Raw genomic sequence first — 19,435 nt, 5'->3', positions numbered from 1 at the left:
AAAGATCCAGTGTTTGCCTCGTGTTCCGGCAATCAGGCAGCAGAAGGTCCGTGAAATGGAGAGATGCAGCTGACACCAATTGTTGCAAGCAAGTGAAAGTTTTGCGACCAAACCGTGAAGATCGTCCTGCGGCGTCCATGGTTAACCTTGTTGTATGGAATGTTCGTGTTCGAATATTTCAGCTGTGCGATGAATTGGTCGGCGCAGACGTCTTCTTTACAATTGTTCGTTAAGGTCGTTGCCGCCATCAAATCATCCAATTACGATGCCAAACCGTTCATAATCGCAGGTTTGATCCTGCGACCACCGTACTTGGATACGCAGCAATCGGAGACCCAGGCGTGAGTGACTTTGCCATATCAAATGCCCGACTCTTTGACGGGACACGCTTCCTGTCCGGGCATTCTGTTCTGGTCACGGATGGCAAGATCGACGCCATTGTTGCGGATAACGATCTACCAACTGGTATCAAAACAATAGATGGCAGCGGTCAAAGCCTCGCCCCCGGTCTGATTGATGTGCAGGTAAATGGTGGCGGCGGTGTCTTGCTGAATGATGAGCCTGATATTGAGACCATTAAAACCATGGTCGCTGCGCATCGCCGGTTTGGCACGACATCCATGCTGCCAACCCTGATTACCGATTCTCGTGACAAGATGGAGGCCGCGATTGCTGCCGTTCAGGACGCACTGGATAACGGCGTTGCCGGTGTCGTCGGCATTCACCTTGAGGGACCGTATCTCAATCTCAAGCGCCGTGGCGTACATTCGGCTGACCAGATCAGGCCGATGGAAACTGATGCAATAGAACTCGTCTCCCGGCTTCGCAACGGCTGCACTTTATTAACCCTTGCGCCGGAACTGCTTGATAAAGGCGTAATTGCAAAGCTCGTTGCCCGCGATGTTCGTGTTTGCGCCGGACATACAGCGGGCACCTACGACGATATCATGTCGGCAATCGATGAAGGCATGCAGGGCTTCACGCATCTGTTTAATGCCATGAGCCCCCTGACCCATCGGGAGCCGGGCGTTGTTGGTGCAGCCCTTTCTGATGATCGTACGTGGTGTGGCCTGATTGCGGATGGGTTTCACGTCCATCCTGCCGTGATAAAAACGGCCGTAAGTGCCAAAGCCAAGGGCAAGATGATGTTGGTCACCGACGCCATGCCAACGGTTGGTGCCGCCGATAAACGGTTCAAGCTGGGTGATGAGGAAATCATCGCAATTGATGGGCGGTGCGCGCTTGCGGATGGGACGTTGGCGGGTTCGGACCTTGATATGATTTCAGCTGTGCGCAATTGCATGGAAATGGCCGAAATCGGACTTGATGAAGCGCTTCGCATGGCGTCGCTTTATCCAGCGGAGTTCCTGGGACTTGGTCATGTTCTGGGGCGCTTGGCACCGGGATATCAGGCCGATATGATTTTGTTTGATGATCAGTTCAATGTGACGCGAAGCTGGATCAAGGGCGTGCAAGAGATTTACGCCTGAGCAAACGTAATATTTTCCGAAAGTCTATGACGGAAAGCCTTGACCTGAGACAGCATTTCGAAGATGCATTGGGCTCTGTAACAGTTTGTATGCAGGGTCTTCAGGTGATTTTGCTGCTGATCTGTTTTTACTCTGACCCCCAGGAGGAGTACCCACATGCCTTCCGTTAAACCCGGTGTTGTTACCGGTGCTGCCTATCGCGAACTCGTTTCTGCCTGCAAGCAGGACGGTTACGCCCTTCCCGCCGTCAACATTACGTCTTCAAGCACGATGAACGCTGCCCTTGAGGCTGCTGCAAATGCCGGTTCTGACATTATCATTCAGCTTTCGAATGGTGGTGCACAGTTCTTCGCCGGCAAGGGCATCAAGGACGCTGCTGCGGCCCGTGTTCTCGGCGCTGTATCTGCTGCGCGTCATGCACAGCTTTTGGCCGAACATTATGGTGTTGCTGTTGTCATGCATACCGACCACGCAAACCGCAAGTTTGTGCCATGGGTCGATGAAATGCTGAAATGGAGCGAAAAGGCCTATGCCGAAACCGGCAAGGCGCTTTACAGCTCTCATATGCTGGATCTGTCCGAAGAATCCGTTGAAGACAACCTCGCGACCTGCGAGACCTTCCTGAAACGGATGTCCGCCATCGAGATGAGCCTTGAGATCGAACTGGGCGTCACCGGTGGTGAAGAAGACGGTATCGGGCATGAGCTTGATACCTCGGTTGAGGAAATCGATCCGCGTCTTTACACCCGCCCGGAAGAAGTCGAAGAAGCTTATCGCCGTCTCTCGCCGCTTGGCCACTTCTCGGTCGCGGCCGCATTCGGCAACGTGCACGGCGTTTACAAGCCCGGCAACGTAAAGCTCCGTCCGGAGATCCTTCTGGAAAGTCAGAAATACGTGGCTGAGAAGCACGGTCTGGGTGATCGCCCGCTCGACTTCGTGTTCCACGGCGGTTCCGGTTCGGAAAAAGAGAAAATCGAAGAAGCTGTCAGCTATGGCTGCTTCAAGATGAATATCGATACCGATACCCAGTTCGCCTATGCCCGCCCGGTTGGCGAGTATGTCGAAGCCAACGCACGTGCGTTCAAGTATCAGGTCGACCCGGAAACCGATCAGCCATACAAAAAGCAGTATGACCCGCGCGTCTGGATCCGCGAAGCTGAACTTTCGATGGCCGCACGCCTTGAAGAAGCTTTCAAGGACCTTGGCGCAACCGGCCGTACGGTTACCAAAGCCTAAGCCTGATCAAAAATCTGACCGTTCCGGTCACAGGATTTATGAAGCCCGCCGGTCTTGTTCGGCGGGCTTTTTCGTGGCTCTGTCATGCATCGGGTTGTTAATTGCGGATCTCCTGACAAATACTGACAGGAACTGTCAGGGGTGCGCTTGCGTATAGCTTACGGCTCCTCTATACACTTTCCGAACAATTCAGGAACAAAAGGCCCGACATGCTGACGAAAATCTCGGTTCGCGGTGCGAAAGAACACAACCTTCAGAACATTGATGTTGAACTGCCGCGCGATTCCCTTGTGGTGATTACTGGTCTGTCGGGATCAGGCAAAAGTTCTCTGGCCTTTGATACGATCTATGCCGAAGGTCAGCGCCGCTATGTCGAAAGCCTGTCGGCCTACGCGCGTCAGTTCCTTGAACTGATGCAAAAGCCTGATGTCGAGTATATCGATGGCCTGTCGCCAGCCATTTCCATTGAACAGAAAACAACTTCGAAAAACCCGCGTTCGACAGTCGGCACCGTGACCGAGATTTATGACTATATGCGTCTTCTCTGGGCACGTGTTGGCATCCCCTATTCTCCTGCCACGGGTCTTCCGATTGTCAGCCAGACTGTGTCTCAGATGGTTGACCGCGTGATGGAGATGGAAGAAGGTACGCGTCTTTACCTTCTGGCGCCGATCGTGCGTGGGCGCAAAGGCGAATACAAAAAAGAATTGCGAGAACTTCGGGCCCGTGGTTTCCAGCGTGTGAAAATCGATGGCGAAATGTATGACATCGATGAGGCACCGGAACTGAACAAAAAGCTCAAACACGATATCTCGGTCGTGGTTGACCGTCTGATCGTCAAGGAAGGTATTTCCACCCGTCTGGCGGACAGTTTTGAAACGGCTCTCGAGCTTACCGATGGGATTGTCCTGACCGAAGATGCCAAAACCGGCGACACCACGGTATTTTCAGCAAAGTTCGCCTGCCCGGTTTCCGGGTTCACCATCGAAGAAATCGAACCGCGTCTGTTTTCATTCAACAACCCGTTTGGCGCCTGCCCGGCCTGTGATGGATTGGGCACCCAAATGGAATTCGACCCTATGCTGGTCGTGCCCGATGAAAGCAAGACACTCGAAGGTGGTGCCGTCGCCCCATGGGCCAGCACGACATCGAAATACTATCTCCAGACTCTGAAATCGGTTGCCAAGCATTTTGACTTCAAAACCAATGTGCCGTGGGAAAAACTGCCTAAGAAAGCGCAGGACATTATCCTGTATGGTTCGGGCGATGAAGAAGTCACTGTCACGTACGATGACGGGTCGCGCAGCTACAAGGTCTCACGACCGTTTGAAGGCGTCATTCCCAACATGTCGCGCCGCTGGCGTGAAACCGACAGTCAGTGGGCACGTGACGAGCTGTCGAAATACCAGATGGTGTCAAATTGCCCGACCTGCGCGGGTAAGCGCCTGAAGCCAGAAGCGCTGGCCGTTAAGGTTGATGGCTGCGACATTTCTCAGGTGACGGAACTTTCGATTGCCAAGGCTGGTGACTGGTTCCTTGCCCTTGAAGAAAAACTGAACGCAAAAGAAACCGAGATCGCGCGCCGTATCCTGCGTGAAATCAATGATCGCCTGCGCTTTCTGCGTGATGTCGGTCTTGATTATCTTTCAATGTCGCGGACATCAGGCACCCTTTCCGGGGGTGAAAGCCAGCGTATCCGACTGGCATCGCAAATTGGCTCCGGCCTGACAGGTGTCCTGTATGTGCTTGATGAGCCATCCATTGGCCTGCATCAACGCGACAATGATCGCCTGCTTGAGACACTCAAACGCCTGCGCGATCTTGGCAACACGGTTCTTGTCGTTGAACATGACGAGGATGCCATTCGTGCGGCCGACTATGTCGTCGACATGGGCCCAGGTGCTGGCATTCATGGTGGTCGGATTGTTGCCGAAGGGACCCCCGAACAGATTCAGCAAAACCCGGACAGCCTGACGGGCAAATACCTTGTCGGGGTTGAACAGATTGCAGTGCCAAAGGAACGCCGTAAGGGCAATGGCAAGGCGATCACGATAAAGGGTGCCACGGCCAATAACCTGCAGGGCATTGATGTTGATTTCCCGCTGGGCAAGTTCATCTGTGTGACCGGTGTCTCTGGCGGCGGCAAATCAAGCCTTGTCATCGAAACGCTGTATAAGGCGCTGGCGAAACGGATGCACAATGCCCGCCATCATCCAGGTGCCCATGACGAGATCAAGGGCGTCGAGCTGATAGACAAGATCATTGATATCGACCAGAGCCCGATTGGCAGAACCCCGCGTTCAAACCCGGTCACATATACCGGCGCTTTCACGCCAATCCGTGAATGGTTCGCCCAACTGCCAGAGGCAAAAACACGCGGCTACAAGCCTGGTCGCTTCTCGTTTAACGTTAAAGGCGGACGTTGCGAGGCATGCCAAGGCGATGGTGTAATCAAGATTGAAATGCACTTCCTGCCCGACGTCTATGTCGAATGTGACCAGTGCAAAGGTCATCGCTACAACCGTGAGACATTGGAAATATCGTTTAAAGGCAAATCGATATCCGATGTCCTTGACATGACAGTCGAAGAAGGTGCTGACTTCTTCAAGGCTGTTCCGTCGATCCGCGACAAGATGGAAACCCTGAAACAGGTGGGACTTTCCTATATCCACCTTGGTCAACAGGCGACGACCCTGTCTGGTGGTGAAGCCCAACGTGTGAAGCTTGCCAAGGAATTGTCCAAGCGGGCAACGGGTCGGACAATCTATATCCTTGATGAGCCGACCACGGGTCTGCATTTCCACGATATCCGCAAACTTCTGGAAGTGCTGCACACCCTGGTTGATCAGGGCAATACGGTTGTCGTGATTGAACATAACCTTGATGTCATCAAGACCTCCGACTGGATCATCGATATCGGCCCCGAAGGTGGTGATGGCGGCGGCCAGTTGGTTGGTGCAGGAACACCCGAAGACGTCATGGGCAATGAACGCAGTTACACGGGGCGCTATCTGAAACGCCACCTTGGACTGGAGTAGAGCTAAAGGGCAGCATTACGCTGCCCTTTTTCATTTTGGCTCAGCCCGAATTCGTGACCCTGTCCTCGACCCGCTTGACCAGTGCCGTGCTCAGCCGTTCACTAAACCCGGACAGGAAGGCGAAGACGAGCACGATGGAAATCTGTTGGCCAGCGGACGCTGATTGGCTGATCTGGTCGAGGTCATCAATCTTGTGAAGTTCATCCAGCGGGATCGGCAACATGCCAGCCCGTAGTGCCAAAAGCACAAGGATCGCAAAGCAGAACCCCATGCAGGGCCGAAACAGGAAATTGAAGAAGACCGAGGCCGGTTCCATTTCATCCCACGGCACATCCTTGCCAAGCCGCATCATCATACTGGTGAGCGCCCCGATGGCACCGAAACTGCCGACAACGAATAACAGGTCATAGCTGAAACCAAATAACTTGCCGTTACCGGTGCTGATAAGATTGTCGACCTGAACAAACAGCAGGACAGCAAAAACAAGGACAATAGGCGAAAGCGCCAGGGCAAGGGCTGCAATGCGCAGGCTTTTGTTAAAGGCCGCTTCAACGGGATTTTCCATCGGAACCAGTTTGGGCCGATCAAGCTGGTCATGTCTGAGATCATTTAGGTATCCCTGAACGAAACCGTCCCGACCCTGGTTAAGCGCCAGAAGCATGATGATGGCATCGGAGTGCTTGCGCTCCTGGGCTTGCCTGCTGTCAGCCTCCTCATTGTCGCGCCACCAACGCAGAAACGCCCGGATCACCATCGAAGACCGCCACCCCTGCCGGGTCGCGACCACATATTCGATCATGCCTTCGATATCGGCCGGGCCAAACGTCCCCTCGCCCATGCAGCCGAACGGAAAACCAAGACGCCGTTCCTTGGGTTCGGTCTGTGCCTCCTCCTCCGCATCATCTGGTTTATCCCCTAAATCAATACACTCCACGTCAATGACATGCCGCCGACGTGGCACAAGGCCAATGACCGGACAATGGGTGGGTTCGTAACCATAGGGATGATGCGGGTAGCTCATGGGATGCCATCTTCACGTTATCGGGACAGAACGGCTCTGGCCTTTAAGACGGGCTGGATGTGGTGTTGTGAAAATTTCCGTCCTGATTAGCGTGATGTGATTCCGATTGCTCATCTTCGCGTGCAATTGACTTGAAATTATCCCCATTGCACCGCTATGTGTGTGCCACGTTATCAAAACCCACTCTGGCAAGGAGTTCGCACGCGTGAATACGGTCAAGCCTGTTCATATTATTGGCGCCGGTCTGGCAGGCAGTGAAGCTGCCTGGCAGTTGGCAGAAGCCGGTGTGCCCGTCATCCTGCATGAAATGCGTCCAACGCGCCCGACCGACGCACACCATACCGACAAATGTGCTGAGCTGGTCTGTTCGAATTCATTCCGGTCCGATGACAAGGAATACAATGCTGTCGGCCTGATCCATGATGAAATGCGCCGTGCCGGTTCGATCATCATGCGGTGCGCTGATCAGCACAAGGTACCTGCCGGTGGCGCTTTGGCCGTTGACCGCGAAGGTTTTTCCGAGGCCGTCACAAACGCGCTTCAAAACCATCCTTTGATCACGATGGAGCGCGGTGAAATTGATGGACTGCCGCCGGAAGAATGGGAACATACCATCATCGCGACCGGACCACTGACATCCGGTGCTCTTGCCGATGCCATTCGCAAGGCAACTGGCGAGGAAAGCCTTGCCTTCTTCGATGCGATCGCACCGATTGTCTATAAGGACAGCATTGATTTCGACAAGGCATGGTTCCAGTCGCGTTACGACAAGGGCGATGGCAAGGATTACATCAACTGCCCGATGTATGAAGATGAATATAACCGCTTCATCGATGCCCTGATCGAAGGCGAAAAAACCGAATTCAAGGACTGGGAAAAAGACACCCCCTATTTCGACGGATGCCTTCCGATCGAAGTCATGGCGGAACGTGGGCGCGAAACACTGCGTCACGGCCCGATGAAACCGGTTGGCCTGACCAACCCGCATAATCCGAAAGAAAAGCCGCGCGCGATTGTTCAGCTGCGTCAGGACAACGCGCTTGGCACGCTTTACAATATGGTCGGTTTCCAGACCAAATTGAAATACGGCGCGCAGGTCGAAGTCTTCCGCACCATTCCGGGGCTCGAAAATGCCGAATTCGCCCGTCTTGGCGGCATTCACCGCAACACCTTCCTGAACTCACCACGACTTTTGGATGGGAATCTGCGCCTTAAGTCACGTCCTGATCTGCGCTTTGCCGGTCAGATTACAGGCTGTGAAGGATATGTTGAAAGTGCAGCCGTCGGTCTGATGGTTGGCCGGTTTACCGCAGCCGAAAAAGCAGGAAAAACCATTCCGACCCCGCCGCTTGCAACCGCCATGGGAGCCCTATTGAACCACATTACCGGCGGTGCCGATGAAAGCACTTTCCAGCCGATGAATGTGAATTTCGGTCTATTTCCGGATCTTGATCTCAAGAAACGGGTCAAGGGCCGTGATCGTAAAAAGCTTTATAGCGATCGTGCCATTCCGCTGTTTGATGAGTGGCTCAGCACCGTGAACGCAGCCTGAAAAATCAAAAGCCGCATCGAGAGTGATGCGGCTTTTTTTTCTTCGACCCGACAGGTGCGATCAATAGCGATCAGATTGGCGTGTCAGCTTGCCCGTAACATCGCGAATTTGCTCCCCGTCGCGGAACCGGCGAAAGATCAGATCAAGATTGCCGTCGTCGTCGAGCGTGCGCTTGTAGACCTGCATCTCGTACCCGCCTTCATCATTGATATAAAGCGCGTGAATAGTCAGGGTCTTGTCCACAATCCGTGCCCAGAAAAATGGTTCGCCTTTCAGCGGGTCATTGGGAATACGCTTCCCGAAAAGCCCAGAACGCATGGCGCTGCCATAGATGTCCGCACGCTCTGTTGCGTAAAATTCGACATCCAGAGAAACGGTTTTTTCACGTCCGTCTGGTTTGTGTATCACCGTTGACCAATCGACGATAAAGCCGCGTTCGGTCTCCTTGATGACCACATCAAGGTCACGTGCTTGCAGCTCGTTTTCGGCATGCTCGATGGTCGTGCCATGATAGGAACCGACGAACGGTTCAATGCTTGCGGCACGGGCCTGCGCAACAATCATGACAGACAGGCACAGCATCCCGACAAACATCAGGCCGCTAAACCACCGTTTCCGGGTCTTTTTCATCAAATGTGCCATCTTGGTCCTCATGTCGGGCATGCCCGCATCTTGCGCCAGATATCAAAGGGTTACCAACGCTACCACGTACAGTTCAGTGCTGTCCTGACCTTTGTTGTCACTCTAAGAGATATTTATACAATGGTCATGTGACAAGCGATATCGGATCAATATCTCTTGAACATCCCGTTAAGGGTCAACCGCAGACTGGCGGGGCGTGCCAAACCGAATTCGGCGGAAAACGGATCATATCCGGCCTTGGCAAGCTTGCGCAGATACCCGTCGGCTAGAACAACCGGCAATGCGGCGGAGTGGGCCTGTTTTGGCAACGCGCTGCGATGTTTGCGGGCCTCGGTAATGCGGGCGCGCGCCAATTCAGCCAGTTCGCGTATGAATTCGCGGATTTCCTGTTTTTTACGGAACTCGAAAACGTCGCCTTGCGCGACCTCGTGATGTTCCATCCTGTCCTTGGGGAGATAAAGGCGTTTTGATCGGCCATGGAACACTATGGCCCGCATGATGCCGACTAGGCCATACGCATTGCCGGCAAGCCGTGCGGCATGGTCTGCATCGTCGCCACCTGCCCCAAGCAGCCTTGACGCCAGAACACTGATCTGCCCGGACGTTTGATCAATATAGCGATCAAGTTCCTGCTGGGTGGCAGGTTGGCGGTCTTCAAGATCAAACTCGCGCGCGGCAACAATCGCCTCAAGGTCGGCAATCGCAAGATGCCCGTCCCTCACCAGATTAGCCAGTGGCTCAACAACTTCGTGCTTGCGCACCTGCCCCGCGCCCAGTTCGGTCAGGGTGTCACGCCACCATTGCAAGCGGATATGGCCCAGCATGACTTCACTGACCATCTCGCGCGTTTTGGAGACTTCCAGATTAAAAGCGTACAGGGTGAACAGAGATTCACGTTTTTCCGGTGCCGCAAACAGCGCACACAGGAAACGGTCCCGGTCATGGCGCCTGACATAGTCGGCACAGTGGGAAAGCTTTGGCGTATCGGGCATTTATCCTATCCGATCTTACGTTCTGAACGTTGATCGTCTTTTTGGCTGTTGATGATTTCCGGCATGCTTTCGACATATAGCGATTGCGACGGGAATGCGAAAGCAGCGTCCTCTTCCTCGACAATACGCTTGAAAGCGATGATGTGACGGTTGCGGATATCTCGCCACGTCACCCAGTCAGTGGTTTTGGTGAAGTAATAAAGATCAATATTGATCGAACTGGCACCAAAATCTGACAAATGTACCATTTGGGCGACATCGGTCTGGGCGACATCGTCATCGTTCTTCAAAAAATCGCGCAGCTTGTCGACGATCGCTTCCATTTGTTTGGCGGTCGTTCGGTATTCCAGACCAATCACCATCTTGATCCGACGATGTGTCATGCGCGACCAGTTGATCACAGGCGAATCAACGATCTGGGCATTTGGCATCGTAACCAGCGCCTTGGCAAAGGTCCGTACCTTGGTCGCCCGCAGGCCCACAACCTCGACCGTTCCTTCGAAGTGCGGTGTTTCGATCCAGTCGCCGCGCTTATACAGGTTGTCGGCGAAAATGGTCAGGCCACCAAAGATATTGGCAACAGAATCCTTTGCCGCCAACGCAACCGCCATCCCGGCAAGACCAAGACCACCCAGGAACGCTGAAACATCAATGCCCCAGTTTTCCAGAATGATAACGCCGCCAATAACGACGATCAGGGTCTTTACCCCGCGAATGAAGAATTGCCGCAGATCATCGCCAAGCCCGGCACCAAACCGGCCGACCAGCCGATTTAATGATACCCCCAACGGCTCCACGGCCCGAAACAGCGCCCAAAAGACACAAAAACCAGCCGCGATTGAAATAGCCTCAACGGCAAAGGCATCAATTTCTTCGGGGAGTGTTAGCACCTCGGTCGCGAAATAAACGCCAAGCAGCATGAACAAAGCCTGCAAAGGCAAGGCAAAGGCATCAAGCACATTACCCATCATGCTTTCTGAGCGCTGCTGTGCAATCCGACGCAAGATAGCAAGCGCACCACGCACCAGAACGCGCTTGAAGATGAAGAAAACAAGCAGCACCAAAGCAGCACTGACAAGCCTTCCGATCTCTCCGCCGCCAAGCATATCGACCCACGAATTCATGTGGCCGATCACCTCTTCGTTCAGGTTGTCCAGTTCGGTGGTGATTTCATCCATGGCTTGTAAGCTGTTCTGATGTTAAGGTTATTACGACTTCTGACTTGGTACGACTATGTAGCACATCGTTCTCTGGCCTCTGTATAACAACTAAATTGGCTCAGGCATATGGCATCATTTGCGTCCGGAAGCTTACACATTATCGGCGGTGGTCTGGCCGGTTCGGCACTTGCCACCTGCATGGCCGAGGACGGCTTTGACGTAACGCTGTATGACGAAGCCGAGCCATTTGAAAGCCGCTGGACGCGCGGCATGCACACAGCACCTGAAAGCCACAAAACAGCAGAGCCAGAGATATTTTATGATCCGTCGGGGCTGGTTGCCGACTTCTTTGCGGGCTACCCGGAAATCCCCGCGAAACTGATCAGACCGGCCCATTGTGTGATGGGATTGAAACGCGGGCGTCGCAAACCCGCTATTGTATCGATTGATCAGGGTATATCGCGGGCACTGATTTCTAGGCGGATAAGTATTGCTGCGCGTGCGTATACCGCACTGACACTTTGGCAACAACGATCTGCCAGTGAAGAAAACCGGCTCGACAGCACGTTCTCATCGGGAGCATTTGACTCTGACGACAAAGCCCATCAGCCCGGCACCTATCATCGTGATGCGCTTACCGTTCTGGCTGAAGTTCTGTTTTCCATGCCTGCCCATCGATGTTCAAAGTCCCTGTTGGCACGGGTTCTGGTGCCAAGGTTACGCGGGATGCTGGCGCGCCATCATGAACCGGTGTTTGCGGCGATTGATCCGATTATCCTCAACGATATTGCCCTGCCTGCCCTGCGTGAACGGTTCCTTGCTGCGGGTGGGACCATCAAAAGTCGAACAAAACTCGGCGATATCGACAGCACTTCGGACTACGCGACCGATTTGCTGTTCGAAGATGACAGTCAGATTGTTCTGAACCCTGATGATGCCGTTGTTCTGGCCCTGCACCCCAAGCCATTATGCGATGCGGTACCCGATATCGGGATTTCACCCGCACCCGCACATCGGCGCTGCATGACGTTTGAAATGCGCAAACCATTTGCGGAGCCGCAAGCCCTGCTGGTCAGTGATGATATCGTGCGTGCGATCTACTGTAATCGTCGTCATCTTCAGGTAAGCCTGAACAGCAGCTTGCACTTGCAAGATACCCAGAACGCCGATCAATTTGCACAGCTTGTCTGGCAACGTTGTGTTTGGCTCTGCGACCAGTACCTTAATCTTGATTTGCAAACGCGATCGGATAACGCGGACAATGCACTGCATCCCAACCACTTGTTCATCAACGCAGAAGCTCCGTTTCCTGAAATGACGCCGGGAATGGCTGCCAGCCGACAGCAACTGCACGCGCCGTGGAAAAACGTATTTCTGTGTGGGGATGTCTTCCCGATTGATCAGGCCCCGGGACCGGCGGCACTTTTTTCAAGCGTGCTTGATATCCGCCATGAACTGCAGAAGTTCTTTGCGTAAGCGTCAGACAGCAATCATGGCCGCTGCAACGCGGCGTGCTTCAGACACCAGAACATTGTAGGTCCGGCAAGCAGCGCCGGTATCCATTGGCTCGATGACAATGCCGTGCGGCTTAAGCGCCTGGCGCCACTCAATCGGGACAGGTGTTAGACGTGTCCCCATGCCAAGCAACAGGATCTCGATTTCATCGGCCTTTTCGATCACCCGGGAAAAAGAGTCCGGCGTGATGTCGTCTTTTGTCGTGACATTCCATGAATAGACGGCTTCAGGAAACAGCAGGATCGATCCCGTAACCGTTTCTTCGCCAAATCGAAAAATGCCGTCGCCATAGCTGGTGACCATTTTACTGCCTTCGGCGACCAAGGTACTTACTTCAAGAGACATGCTGGGCCCATTTGCGGTTGTTCGATTAATCTGAATTGGACTTAGTCTGGATTTCACAGAGTGTCGAGGTGCTCTTCGGTAATTTTTCTGCGCCAAAGAATGAACAACCCGGATAAAACGACGATACCGCAACCGATCATCATCAGCATGTCCGGTTCCTCGCCAAACAGGATCATGCCCAATGCAATACCAAACAACAAGCGGGTGTACCTAAATGGCGTAACTGCGGAAACATCGCCACTGCGCATCGCTTTCATTAAGGCGGCGTAGGCAAACGCGCCCATCAGGATTGCGCCAACGAAATACAAAGCACTTTGCGTATTCATCCATGTGAACGCTTTTCCATCCCACAATGAAAACACGATACCCGCCACGATAATGGCCACAAAGCCGTAGAAACCCAGGATCGACGTGCTTAGCGACACAGGCGCGGCGCGGCTGGCAAGATCACGCCCGGCAAAGCCAATCGTGCCAATCACGGCAAGCAGGGATAACGCAGAAAAGCTGTCAGCTGTCGGACGCAAAATAATCAAAACGCCAATCAATCCAACGATGATTGCCGTCCATCTTCTCCAACCCACCTTTTCGCCAAACAGGAGTGCTGCTCCAAGAACGACAATAATCGGCGTTGCCTGAAGAATTGCGGTCGTCGATGAAAGCGGAGTTAATGCCAATGCGAGGACATAAAACAACCGGCCAACAACTTCAAAAATGATCCGTATGCCCATCGCACGCGACAGTACATCAGGATTAAGCAAGCGCTGTTTGTTGGTCCGCGCGACAACTGCAAACAGCAGCGCTCCACCGACGCCAAACACAACCAGGACCTGACCTACGGCATGGGTTTCCGAGACAGCCTTAACAAACGCATCCTCAAAAGAAAACGCCACCATCGCAGCCATCATCCAGATGCTGCCGATCAGATTTGCGCGATGTTCGGGGTTCGATGCGATATGGGGTGTCATCGGTTGCAGCCAGTTTTTAATGGACTTTTTATCGGCTCTCTAGGCACGGAAACCAAAGACCGCAAACGATCAAATCCCGCAAAGAAATGGCCGGGTCTGTTTTCTCACAAACCCGGCCATAGTGTAAATGTCTATAAATCCAACCCGGTGGATCAGGCGCCAGCTTCCTGGCCTTCCTCTGCCTCGGGAATTTTACGTTTGAGGCGAAGGACAATCAGTAGCGGTGACGCGACACAGATCGATGAATAGGTCCCGATCACGATGCCAAATATCAACGCCATGGTGAAACCACGGATCGCTTCGCCGCCAAACACGAACAAGGCAATGAGTGCCAACAACGTCGTAAACGACGTCATGGTCGTGCGTGAAAGCGTCGAGTTGATCGACAGGTCCAGCAAATCCGGGATTTCCATCTTGCGGAACTTGCGCAGATATTCGCGGATACGGTCAAACACAACAACCGTATCGTTGATCGAATAACCGGCCACCGTCAGAACCGCTGCCAAGGTCGCCAGATCGAACTGAACTCCGGTAATCACAAAGAAACCGATGGTGATCAGGACGTCATGCAGCAAGGCTGCAACCGATGCGACAGCGAACTGCCATTCGAACCGAACCCAGATATAGACCATGATCAGGAACAAAGAGATCACGACGGAATAGAATCCGGCTTCCTTAAGCTCGCCACCGACCTTCGGACCGACAAGTTCGCTTCGGCGAATGGTGACGTCATCGCCAAGTGCGTTGGTGACAGCCGCAAGGGCCGCCATCTGGGCTTCTTCATCACCATCCTGGCGCTGCAACTGGATCAGGACATCATCCGGCTCGCCGAATTCCTGAATGGAAACATCGCCAAGGCCGAGGCTGCCAAGATTGTCACGCAGCGCATTGATATCAGCCGGACCATTGGTCTTGATTTCAACCAGAATGCCACCCCGGAAATCGATCCCGAAGTTAAGGCCCTTGGTGAAGAACAAACCGACCGAGGCCAGAACCATCAGCAAAGACGCGATATAGAATATCTTCCGGAATTTAAGGAACGGGATATTCACGTCATCCGGGATAAGATGTAAAGGTTTCATATCTTCCCTGTTCCCTTCCTTAAATGACCAACTCGGTCGGGCGGCTGCGTTTTACCCATGCTGCGATGAGCAGTCGGGTCAGCCAGATCGCCGAGAACATTGAGGTGATAATGCCGATGGCCAGTGTCACGGCAAAGCCCTTGATCGGACCAGACCCGAAGCTAAACAGCACAAGGGCTGCAATCAGGGTCGTGATGTTGGCATCAAGAATGGTCGACATGGCACTGCGATAACCGGCATCAATCGCATTGATGATTGTACGGCCGTTGCGGCGTTCCTCGCGGATGCGTTCAAAGATCAGCACGTTGGCATCAACCGCCATACCGACAGTCAGAACGATACCCGCAATCCCCGGCAGGGTCAGGGTCGCCTGAAGAACAGACATCACCGCCAGAACAAGGATCAGGTTCATCATAAGCGCGATGTCGGCATAGACGCCAAACCGGCCATAGCTGATCACCATGAAGGCAATGACAAACACCAGACCAAGCACGGCAGCAAATTCGCCGGCCTCGACCGAATCCTGACCAAGGCCCGGACCAACAGAACGTTCTTCAAGGATCTGCATCGGTGCAGGCAACGCACCGGCACGCAGAAGCAGGGAAAGGTCGTTGGCTTCCTGAACGCTGAACTGGCCGGTAATGATACCATTGCCGCCAAGGATCGGTTCGTTGATGCGCGGTGCGGAAATCACTTCACCATCAAGAACGATGGCAAGACCGCGACCGGCATTTTTGCTGGTGATATCGCCAAATCTTGCACCGCCTGCCGCATCAAAGCGGAAGGAAACAACCGGACGACCGTCACTGAAGGTCGGCTGAGAGTCGACAAGGTTGTCACCTGAGACAACGATACGACGATCAATCAGGTATTCACGGATACCATCGCCTTCATCTGCTGAGGGCAGAATCATGGTTCCCGGCGGGAGGCCGGTCGCACGTGCGTCGGCTGCCGTTTTTTCGTTATTCACAAGATGGAAGTTCATCTTTGCCGTACGGCCCAGGATGTCACGCAGACGCGACGGATCATCAAGACCTGGCACCTGAACAACGATGCGGTTTTCGCCCTGGCGCTGGATGGATGGTTCGGTGGTGCCCAGTTCGTCAACACGACGACGGACAACTTCCAGCGACTGTGCAATCGCACGGTCAATCAGTTCGCGATAAGCGACTTCGTTATAGGTAACAACGATGTTGTTCCCCTCGCCGCTTAGTTCGGTATTCGGTTCCGCGGTGCGCGCGATTTCTCGCGCCTTTTCAATGTCATCAGCCCGCAGAATGGTAATCTCGGCACCGTTGGCCGTGGCTTCACGCGGACGGTTACGGATTTGTTCTTGACGCAGTTCAGTGCGGATCGCATCGGCAAGCGCGTCATAACGTTCGCGCAGCACACTGTCGGTGTCGACTTCAAGCAGCATGTGCGAGCCGCCACGAAGATCGAGGCCGAGATTGATCTGTTTGCCCGGCAGGTAACTGGACTCAGTCGCCAGAGTGCCCGCCGGCAGGAAGTTTGGCGCAGCGTAGATTACGCCCAAAGCACACACCAGAAGGACCAGTGCTGCTTTCCATTTGGTAAAATAAAGCATGTGTTTGTGACCGGATCTGTCAGGGTCAACCTTGGTCTGGTTCCAAGGTTCTTGGAACAACGGGTATTTGGTACCGCTTCAGGCCACCGGCAAAATGCAAGAAGGCGGAGCCAACTGCCCCGCCTCACTTGATACGAAGAGATTAGTCTTTCTTGTTCTCTTCTGCTTTTTCTTCTTTTTCGTCTTTGGCATCGCCTTTGGCCGGTTCGGTTTTTGAAAGAACCGTTGAAACCATGCCACGTGCGACTTTGACTTTCACACCTTCGGCGATCTCGACCGACAGTTCATCGTCGCCAACAACCTTTGCAACGGTACCAATCAGGCCACCGGCGGTGACGATCTTGTCGCCACGACGGATCGCCTCAAGCATTGCCTTATGCTCTTTCTGCTTTTTCTGCTGAGGACGAATAAGCAGGAAATAGAAAACAACAAAAATCAGGATCAGCGGCGCAAACTGCATCAGTGCACCAGCACCATCTGCACCACCAGCGGCCTGAGCGTAAGCCGTCGAAATAAACATTAGGAACTCCTAATTCCTCAGAACAAAAAATATCAACTGCCGGAATATAACGGGGTGTTACGCCAAAGCAAGGGAGAACCGGTTTCAAAGCGGTAAAATCGGCACTTGTGTGCTTTTGTTCACCTTGTGTTGCACGAAGGCCCTTAGAACAAACACTTCCATTGGCATCCTAATGTGCTAGCTTTCCGGCCAACAAAAAACGTCACCGGAAAAAAGAAACACCCAAGAGGCCCCGATGAGTAGCGATTTCGATAAACTTTTGCCCACACTCGAACGAATTGCCACAGCGCTTGAACGCATGGCACCGCCTGCGCGCGCCAAAAACGATCTGAGCGCTGCCGACGCCTTTGTCTGGCAGGCGCGAACAAGCTACTTGCAACCGGTTCGGAACGTGAACCGGGTCGACATAGGGCTTCTTCAGGGTATCGGGCAGCAAAAGGAAATCCTGTATAACAACACCAAGCGCTTTGCCGATGGCCTGCCGGCTAACAACGCATTGCTTTGGGGTGCGCGTGGAACCGGTAAAAGCTCCATCGTCAAGGCGATGCATGCCAAGATCAATGCTGAAAGCCCGGCATCACTGGCACTGGTCGAAATTCATCGTGAAGATATTCCGACCCTGCCAGACCTTTTGCACATCTTACAAGAAGGCGGGCGCCGCACTATTTTGTTCTGCGATGATTTGTCCTTTGACATGCATGATGAAAGCTACAAGTCGCTGAAGGCGGTCCTTGACGGCGGCATTGAAGGCCGTCCAAAGAATGTCATTTTCTATGCGACGTCTAATCGCCGCCACCTGATGGCGCGTGACATGATTGAAAATGAACGCTCCACAGCGATCAACCCGTCCGAGGCGGTTGAGGAAAAAGTATCCCTATCGGACAGGTTCGGTCTTTGGCTTGGCTTCCACAATATCTCGCAAGACGTCTATTTCGAGATTATCGAAGGCTATGCCAAGGAATTCGGGATCGATATCCCGACCGAAGAGCTGCATGCTCGTGCCAAGGAGTGGACCGTTACACGCGGCAGCCGTTCGGGCCGTGTTGCCTGGCAATTTATTCAGGAAGTCGCGGGCGAACTTGGCAAATCGATCGATTAGCCAACACTGAAACAGCGCAAAAACGGAAAACACCCGGGCAAATTGTCCGGGTGTTTTTGTTAGCGAGATACCATCACGCTTGGCAGGAACTTGATCGGGTCGGATGATTTGCGACCCTGGCGGACTTCGAAGTGAAGCTGCGGGAAGGTCACGGCCCCTGTCGTGCCAACCGTCGAGATCTTTTGACCACGCGTCACAACATCACCGCGGGCCACCAGCGGGCTTTCGGTGTGTGCATAGGCGGTCACAAAGTTATCTGCATGCTTGATCAGGATCAGGTTGCCAAAACCGCGCAACTCGTTGCCGACATAGGTCACAACACCGTTGTCGGCGGCAAGAATGGGCGTGCCGCGATTGGCCTGAATATTGATACCATCATTAAACAGCCCACCGGTACCAGCACCGTATTTCAGGACAACTTTGCCTTGAACTGGCCAGATGAACCCTTTACGGGCAGACGGATCGGCCAAGGTGACATTCTGACGCACAGAGCTGCCCTGCCCGGCAATTGGCGTCGATTTGCTGTCAGTCTGCCAACTGCGGGCGGAGGCCATCTGACGTTCGGCGGCAGCGGCATAGTCCTGCGGTTTCAGTCCTGGTGTCGGAATGCTTCCGCCATTGCGTGGTGAAACGCGTGCTACGGTGGCCGTCGGGGGCGCGGTCTGGACTGGTGCACTGGTTGCTTTGGCCGGAACGCTTACGACCTGACGTTTGCCGCCAATCGTGACAGTCTTGGTCGGTGTGCTCGATCTGGACGCAACCGCTGTGTCTGGTGGTAGGCTGTCGTAATTGGGTGTCCACGGCGGCAAAACAAGGCGCTGCCCCGGATAGATCACATACGGTTCGCGAAGGTCATTGCGGCGGGTGAACTGCATAAAGTCCATGTGATAGCGCACGGCAAGCTGCGAAACTGTGTCGCCCGGCTCGACCGTGATCACCCGTTCCCCGTTCTTGAGCTTTGGCATGCTATAGGGGCTGTAGCTCGCCCCATCGCCATAAACCACCGGTACCGGCACGGAATTGAGCAAACAGCCGCCAAGCGCCGCACTTGCTGCACAGACAAGCAACAGGCGTTTTCCGTGATATACAGCGCTTTTGACACAATTTTCCATCATGTTTCTGATTGTCTCCGATCAGCGGTTAACAATCAGTAAGCATCAGGGCGCTCAGGATGGATTTAAATGGCCTGACAG

General features: G+C 53.7%; 16 protein-coding genes. 6 read left to right on the top strand and 10 right to left on the bottom strand.

Translation table 11 applies throughout. From position 1 onward, the window contains the following. Positions 1-341 precede the first annotated feature (341 nt). The 3 genes from nagA (at position 342) to uvrA (ending at position 5,764) form a co-directional block, all read left to right on the top strand. Positions 342-1,490 (top strand): N-acetylglucosamine-6-phosphate deacetylase, encoded by a 1,149-nt coding sequence (gene nagA / locus DY252_RS12125; RefSeq protein ID WP_064789243.1) that lies wholly within the window; start codon positions 342-344, stop codon positions 1,488-1,490. A gap of 156 nt (positions 1,491-1,646) precedes the next feature. Beyond that, positions 1,647-2,726 (top strand): class II fructose-bisphosphate aldolase, encoded by a 1,080-nt coding sequence (gene fbaA, locus DY252_RS12120; protein WP_064789244.1) that lies wholly within the window; start codon positions 1,647-1,649, stop codon positions 2,724-2,726. Positions 2,727-2,935: 209 nt separating this feature from the next. Continuing rightward, complete coding sequence (gene uvrA / locus DY252_RS12115; RefSeq protein ID WP_064789245.1) at positions 2,936-5,764, top strand: excinuclease ABC subunit UvrA; 2,829 nt, start codon at positions 2,936-2,938, stop codon at positions 5,762-5,764. Between the two features lie 40 nt (positions 5,765-5,804). Here uvrA and DY252_RS12110 read toward each other — a convergent pair whose 3' ends face one another. Then, positions 5,805-6,785, bottom strand: coding sequence for a hypothetical protein (locus DY252_RS12110; protein WP_064789246.1), 981 nt, complete (start codon positions 6,783-6,785; stop codon positions 5,805-5,807). A 205-nt stretch (positions 6,786-6,990) separates the two neighbouring features. Between DY252_RS12110 and trmFO the strand changes: the two genes are divergently transcribed. After that, positions 6,991-8,337, top strand: a complete 1,347-nt coding sequence (gene trmFO, locus DY252_RS12105) for a methylenetetrahydrofolate--tRNA-(uracil(54)-C(5))-methyltransferase (FADH(2)-oxidizing) TrmFO (RefSeq protein WP_064789247.1) — start codon at positions 6,991-6,993, stop codon at positions 8,335-8,337. A 60-nt stretch (positions 8,338-8,397) separates the two neighbouring features. Here the strand turns inward: trmFO and DY252_RS12100 are convergent, their stop codons facing one another. From DY252_RS12100 to DY252_RS12090, 3 genes are all read right to left on the bottom strand, one after another. Continuing rightward, complete coding sequence (locus tag DY252_RS12100; RefSeq protein ID WP_064789288.1) at positions 8,398-8,967, bottom strand: hypothetical protein; 570 nt, start codon at positions 8,965-8,967, stop codon at positions 8,398-8,400. A gap of 158 nt (positions 8,968-9,125) precedes the next feature. After that, positions 9,126-9,971, bottom strand: coding sequence for a phytoene/squalene synthase family protein (locus DY252_RS12095; protein ID WP_064789248.1), 846 nt, complete (start codon positions 9,969-9,971; stop codon positions 9,126-9,128). A 5-nt stretch (positions 9,972-9,976) separates the two neighbouring features. Next, positions 9,977-11,149 carry a mechanosensitive ion channel family protein gene (locus DY252_RS12090; RefSeq protein WP_064789249.1) on the bottom strand — a complete coding sequence of 391 codons (1,173 nt, stop codon included), beginning with the start codon at positions 11,147-11,149 and terminating at the stop codon, positions 9,977-9,979. A 108-nt stretch (positions 11,150-11,257) separates the two neighbouring features. Here DY252_RS12090 and DY252_RS12085 point away from each other — a divergent pair, with 108 nt between their 5' ends. Further along, positions 11,258-12,607, top strand: coding sequence for an NAD(P)-binding protein (locus DY252_RS12085; protein WP_064789250.1), 1,350 nt, complete (start codon positions 11,258-11,260; stop codon positions 12,605-12,607). A gap of 3 nt (positions 12,608-12,610) precedes the next feature. Here DY252_RS12085 and DY252_RS12080 read toward each other — a convergent pair whose 3' ends face one another. The 5 genes from DY252_RS12080 to yajC form a co-directional block, all read right to left on the bottom strand. Continuing rightward, positions 12,611-12,991, bottom strand: coding sequence for an Mth938-like domain-containing protein (locus DY252_RS12080; RefSeq protein WP_064789251.1), 381 nt, complete (start codon positions 12,989-12,991; stop codon positions 12,611-12,613). 53 nt (positions 12,992-13,044) lie between these two features. Then, positions 13,045-13,956 carry a DMT family transporter gene (locus tag DY252_RS12075; protein ID WP_064789252.1) on the bottom strand — a complete coding sequence of 304 codons (912 nt, stop codon included), beginning with the start codon at positions 13,954-13,956 and terminating at the stop codon, positions 13,045-13,047. Between the two features lie 152 nt (positions 13,957-14,108). Next, complete coding sequence (secF, locus tag DY252_RS22165; RefSeq protein ID WP_008890998.1) at positions 14,109-15,038, bottom strand: protein translocase subunit SecF; 930 nt, start codon at positions 15,036-15,038, stop codon at positions 14,109-14,111. A gap of 19 nt (positions 15,039-15,057) precedes the next feature. Next, entirely contained in the window at positions 15,058-16,623 is a 1,566-nt protein-coding gene (secD, locus tag DY252_RS22160) for a protein translocase subunit SecD (protein ID WP_064789253.1), read from the bottom strand. A gap of 142 nt (positions 16,624-16,765) precedes the next feature. After that, entirely contained in the window at positions 16,766-17,143 is a 378-nt protein-coding gene (gene yajC / locus DY252_RS12065; protein WP_064789254.1) for a preprotein translocase subunit YajC, read from the bottom strand. A 235-nt stretch (positions 17,144-17,378) separates the two neighbouring features. Between yajC and DY252_RS12060 the strand changes: the two genes are divergently transcribed. Then, positions 17,379-18,242: an ATP-binding protein gene (locus DY252_RS12060; protein WP_063089630.1), complete on the top strand. Its 864-nt coding sequence runs from the start codon at positions 17,379-17,381 to the stop codon at positions 18,240-18,242. A 59-nt stretch (positions 18,243-18,301) separates the two neighbouring features. Here DY252_RS12060 and DY252_RS12055 read toward each other — a convergent pair whose 3' ends face one another. Further along, positions 18,302-19,357 carry a peptidoglycan DD-metalloendopeptidase family protein gene (locus DY252_RS12055; protein ID WP_231959731.1) on the bottom strand — a complete coding sequence of 352 codons (1,056 nt, stop codon included), beginning with the start codon at positions 19,355-19,357 and terminating at the stop codon, positions 18,302-18,304. Between the last annotated feature and the right edge of the window lie 78 nt (positions 19,358-19,435).

It is taken from the genome of Thalassospira indica (assembly GCF_003403095.1).
GTDB classification, from domain to species: Bacteria; Pseudomonadota; Alphaproteobacteria; order Rhodospirillales; family Thalassospiraceae; genus Thalassospira; species Thalassospira indica.
The sequence above is the reverse complement of the archived record's forward strand: the minus strand, read 5'-3'. Positions and strand labels throughout refer to the sequence as shown.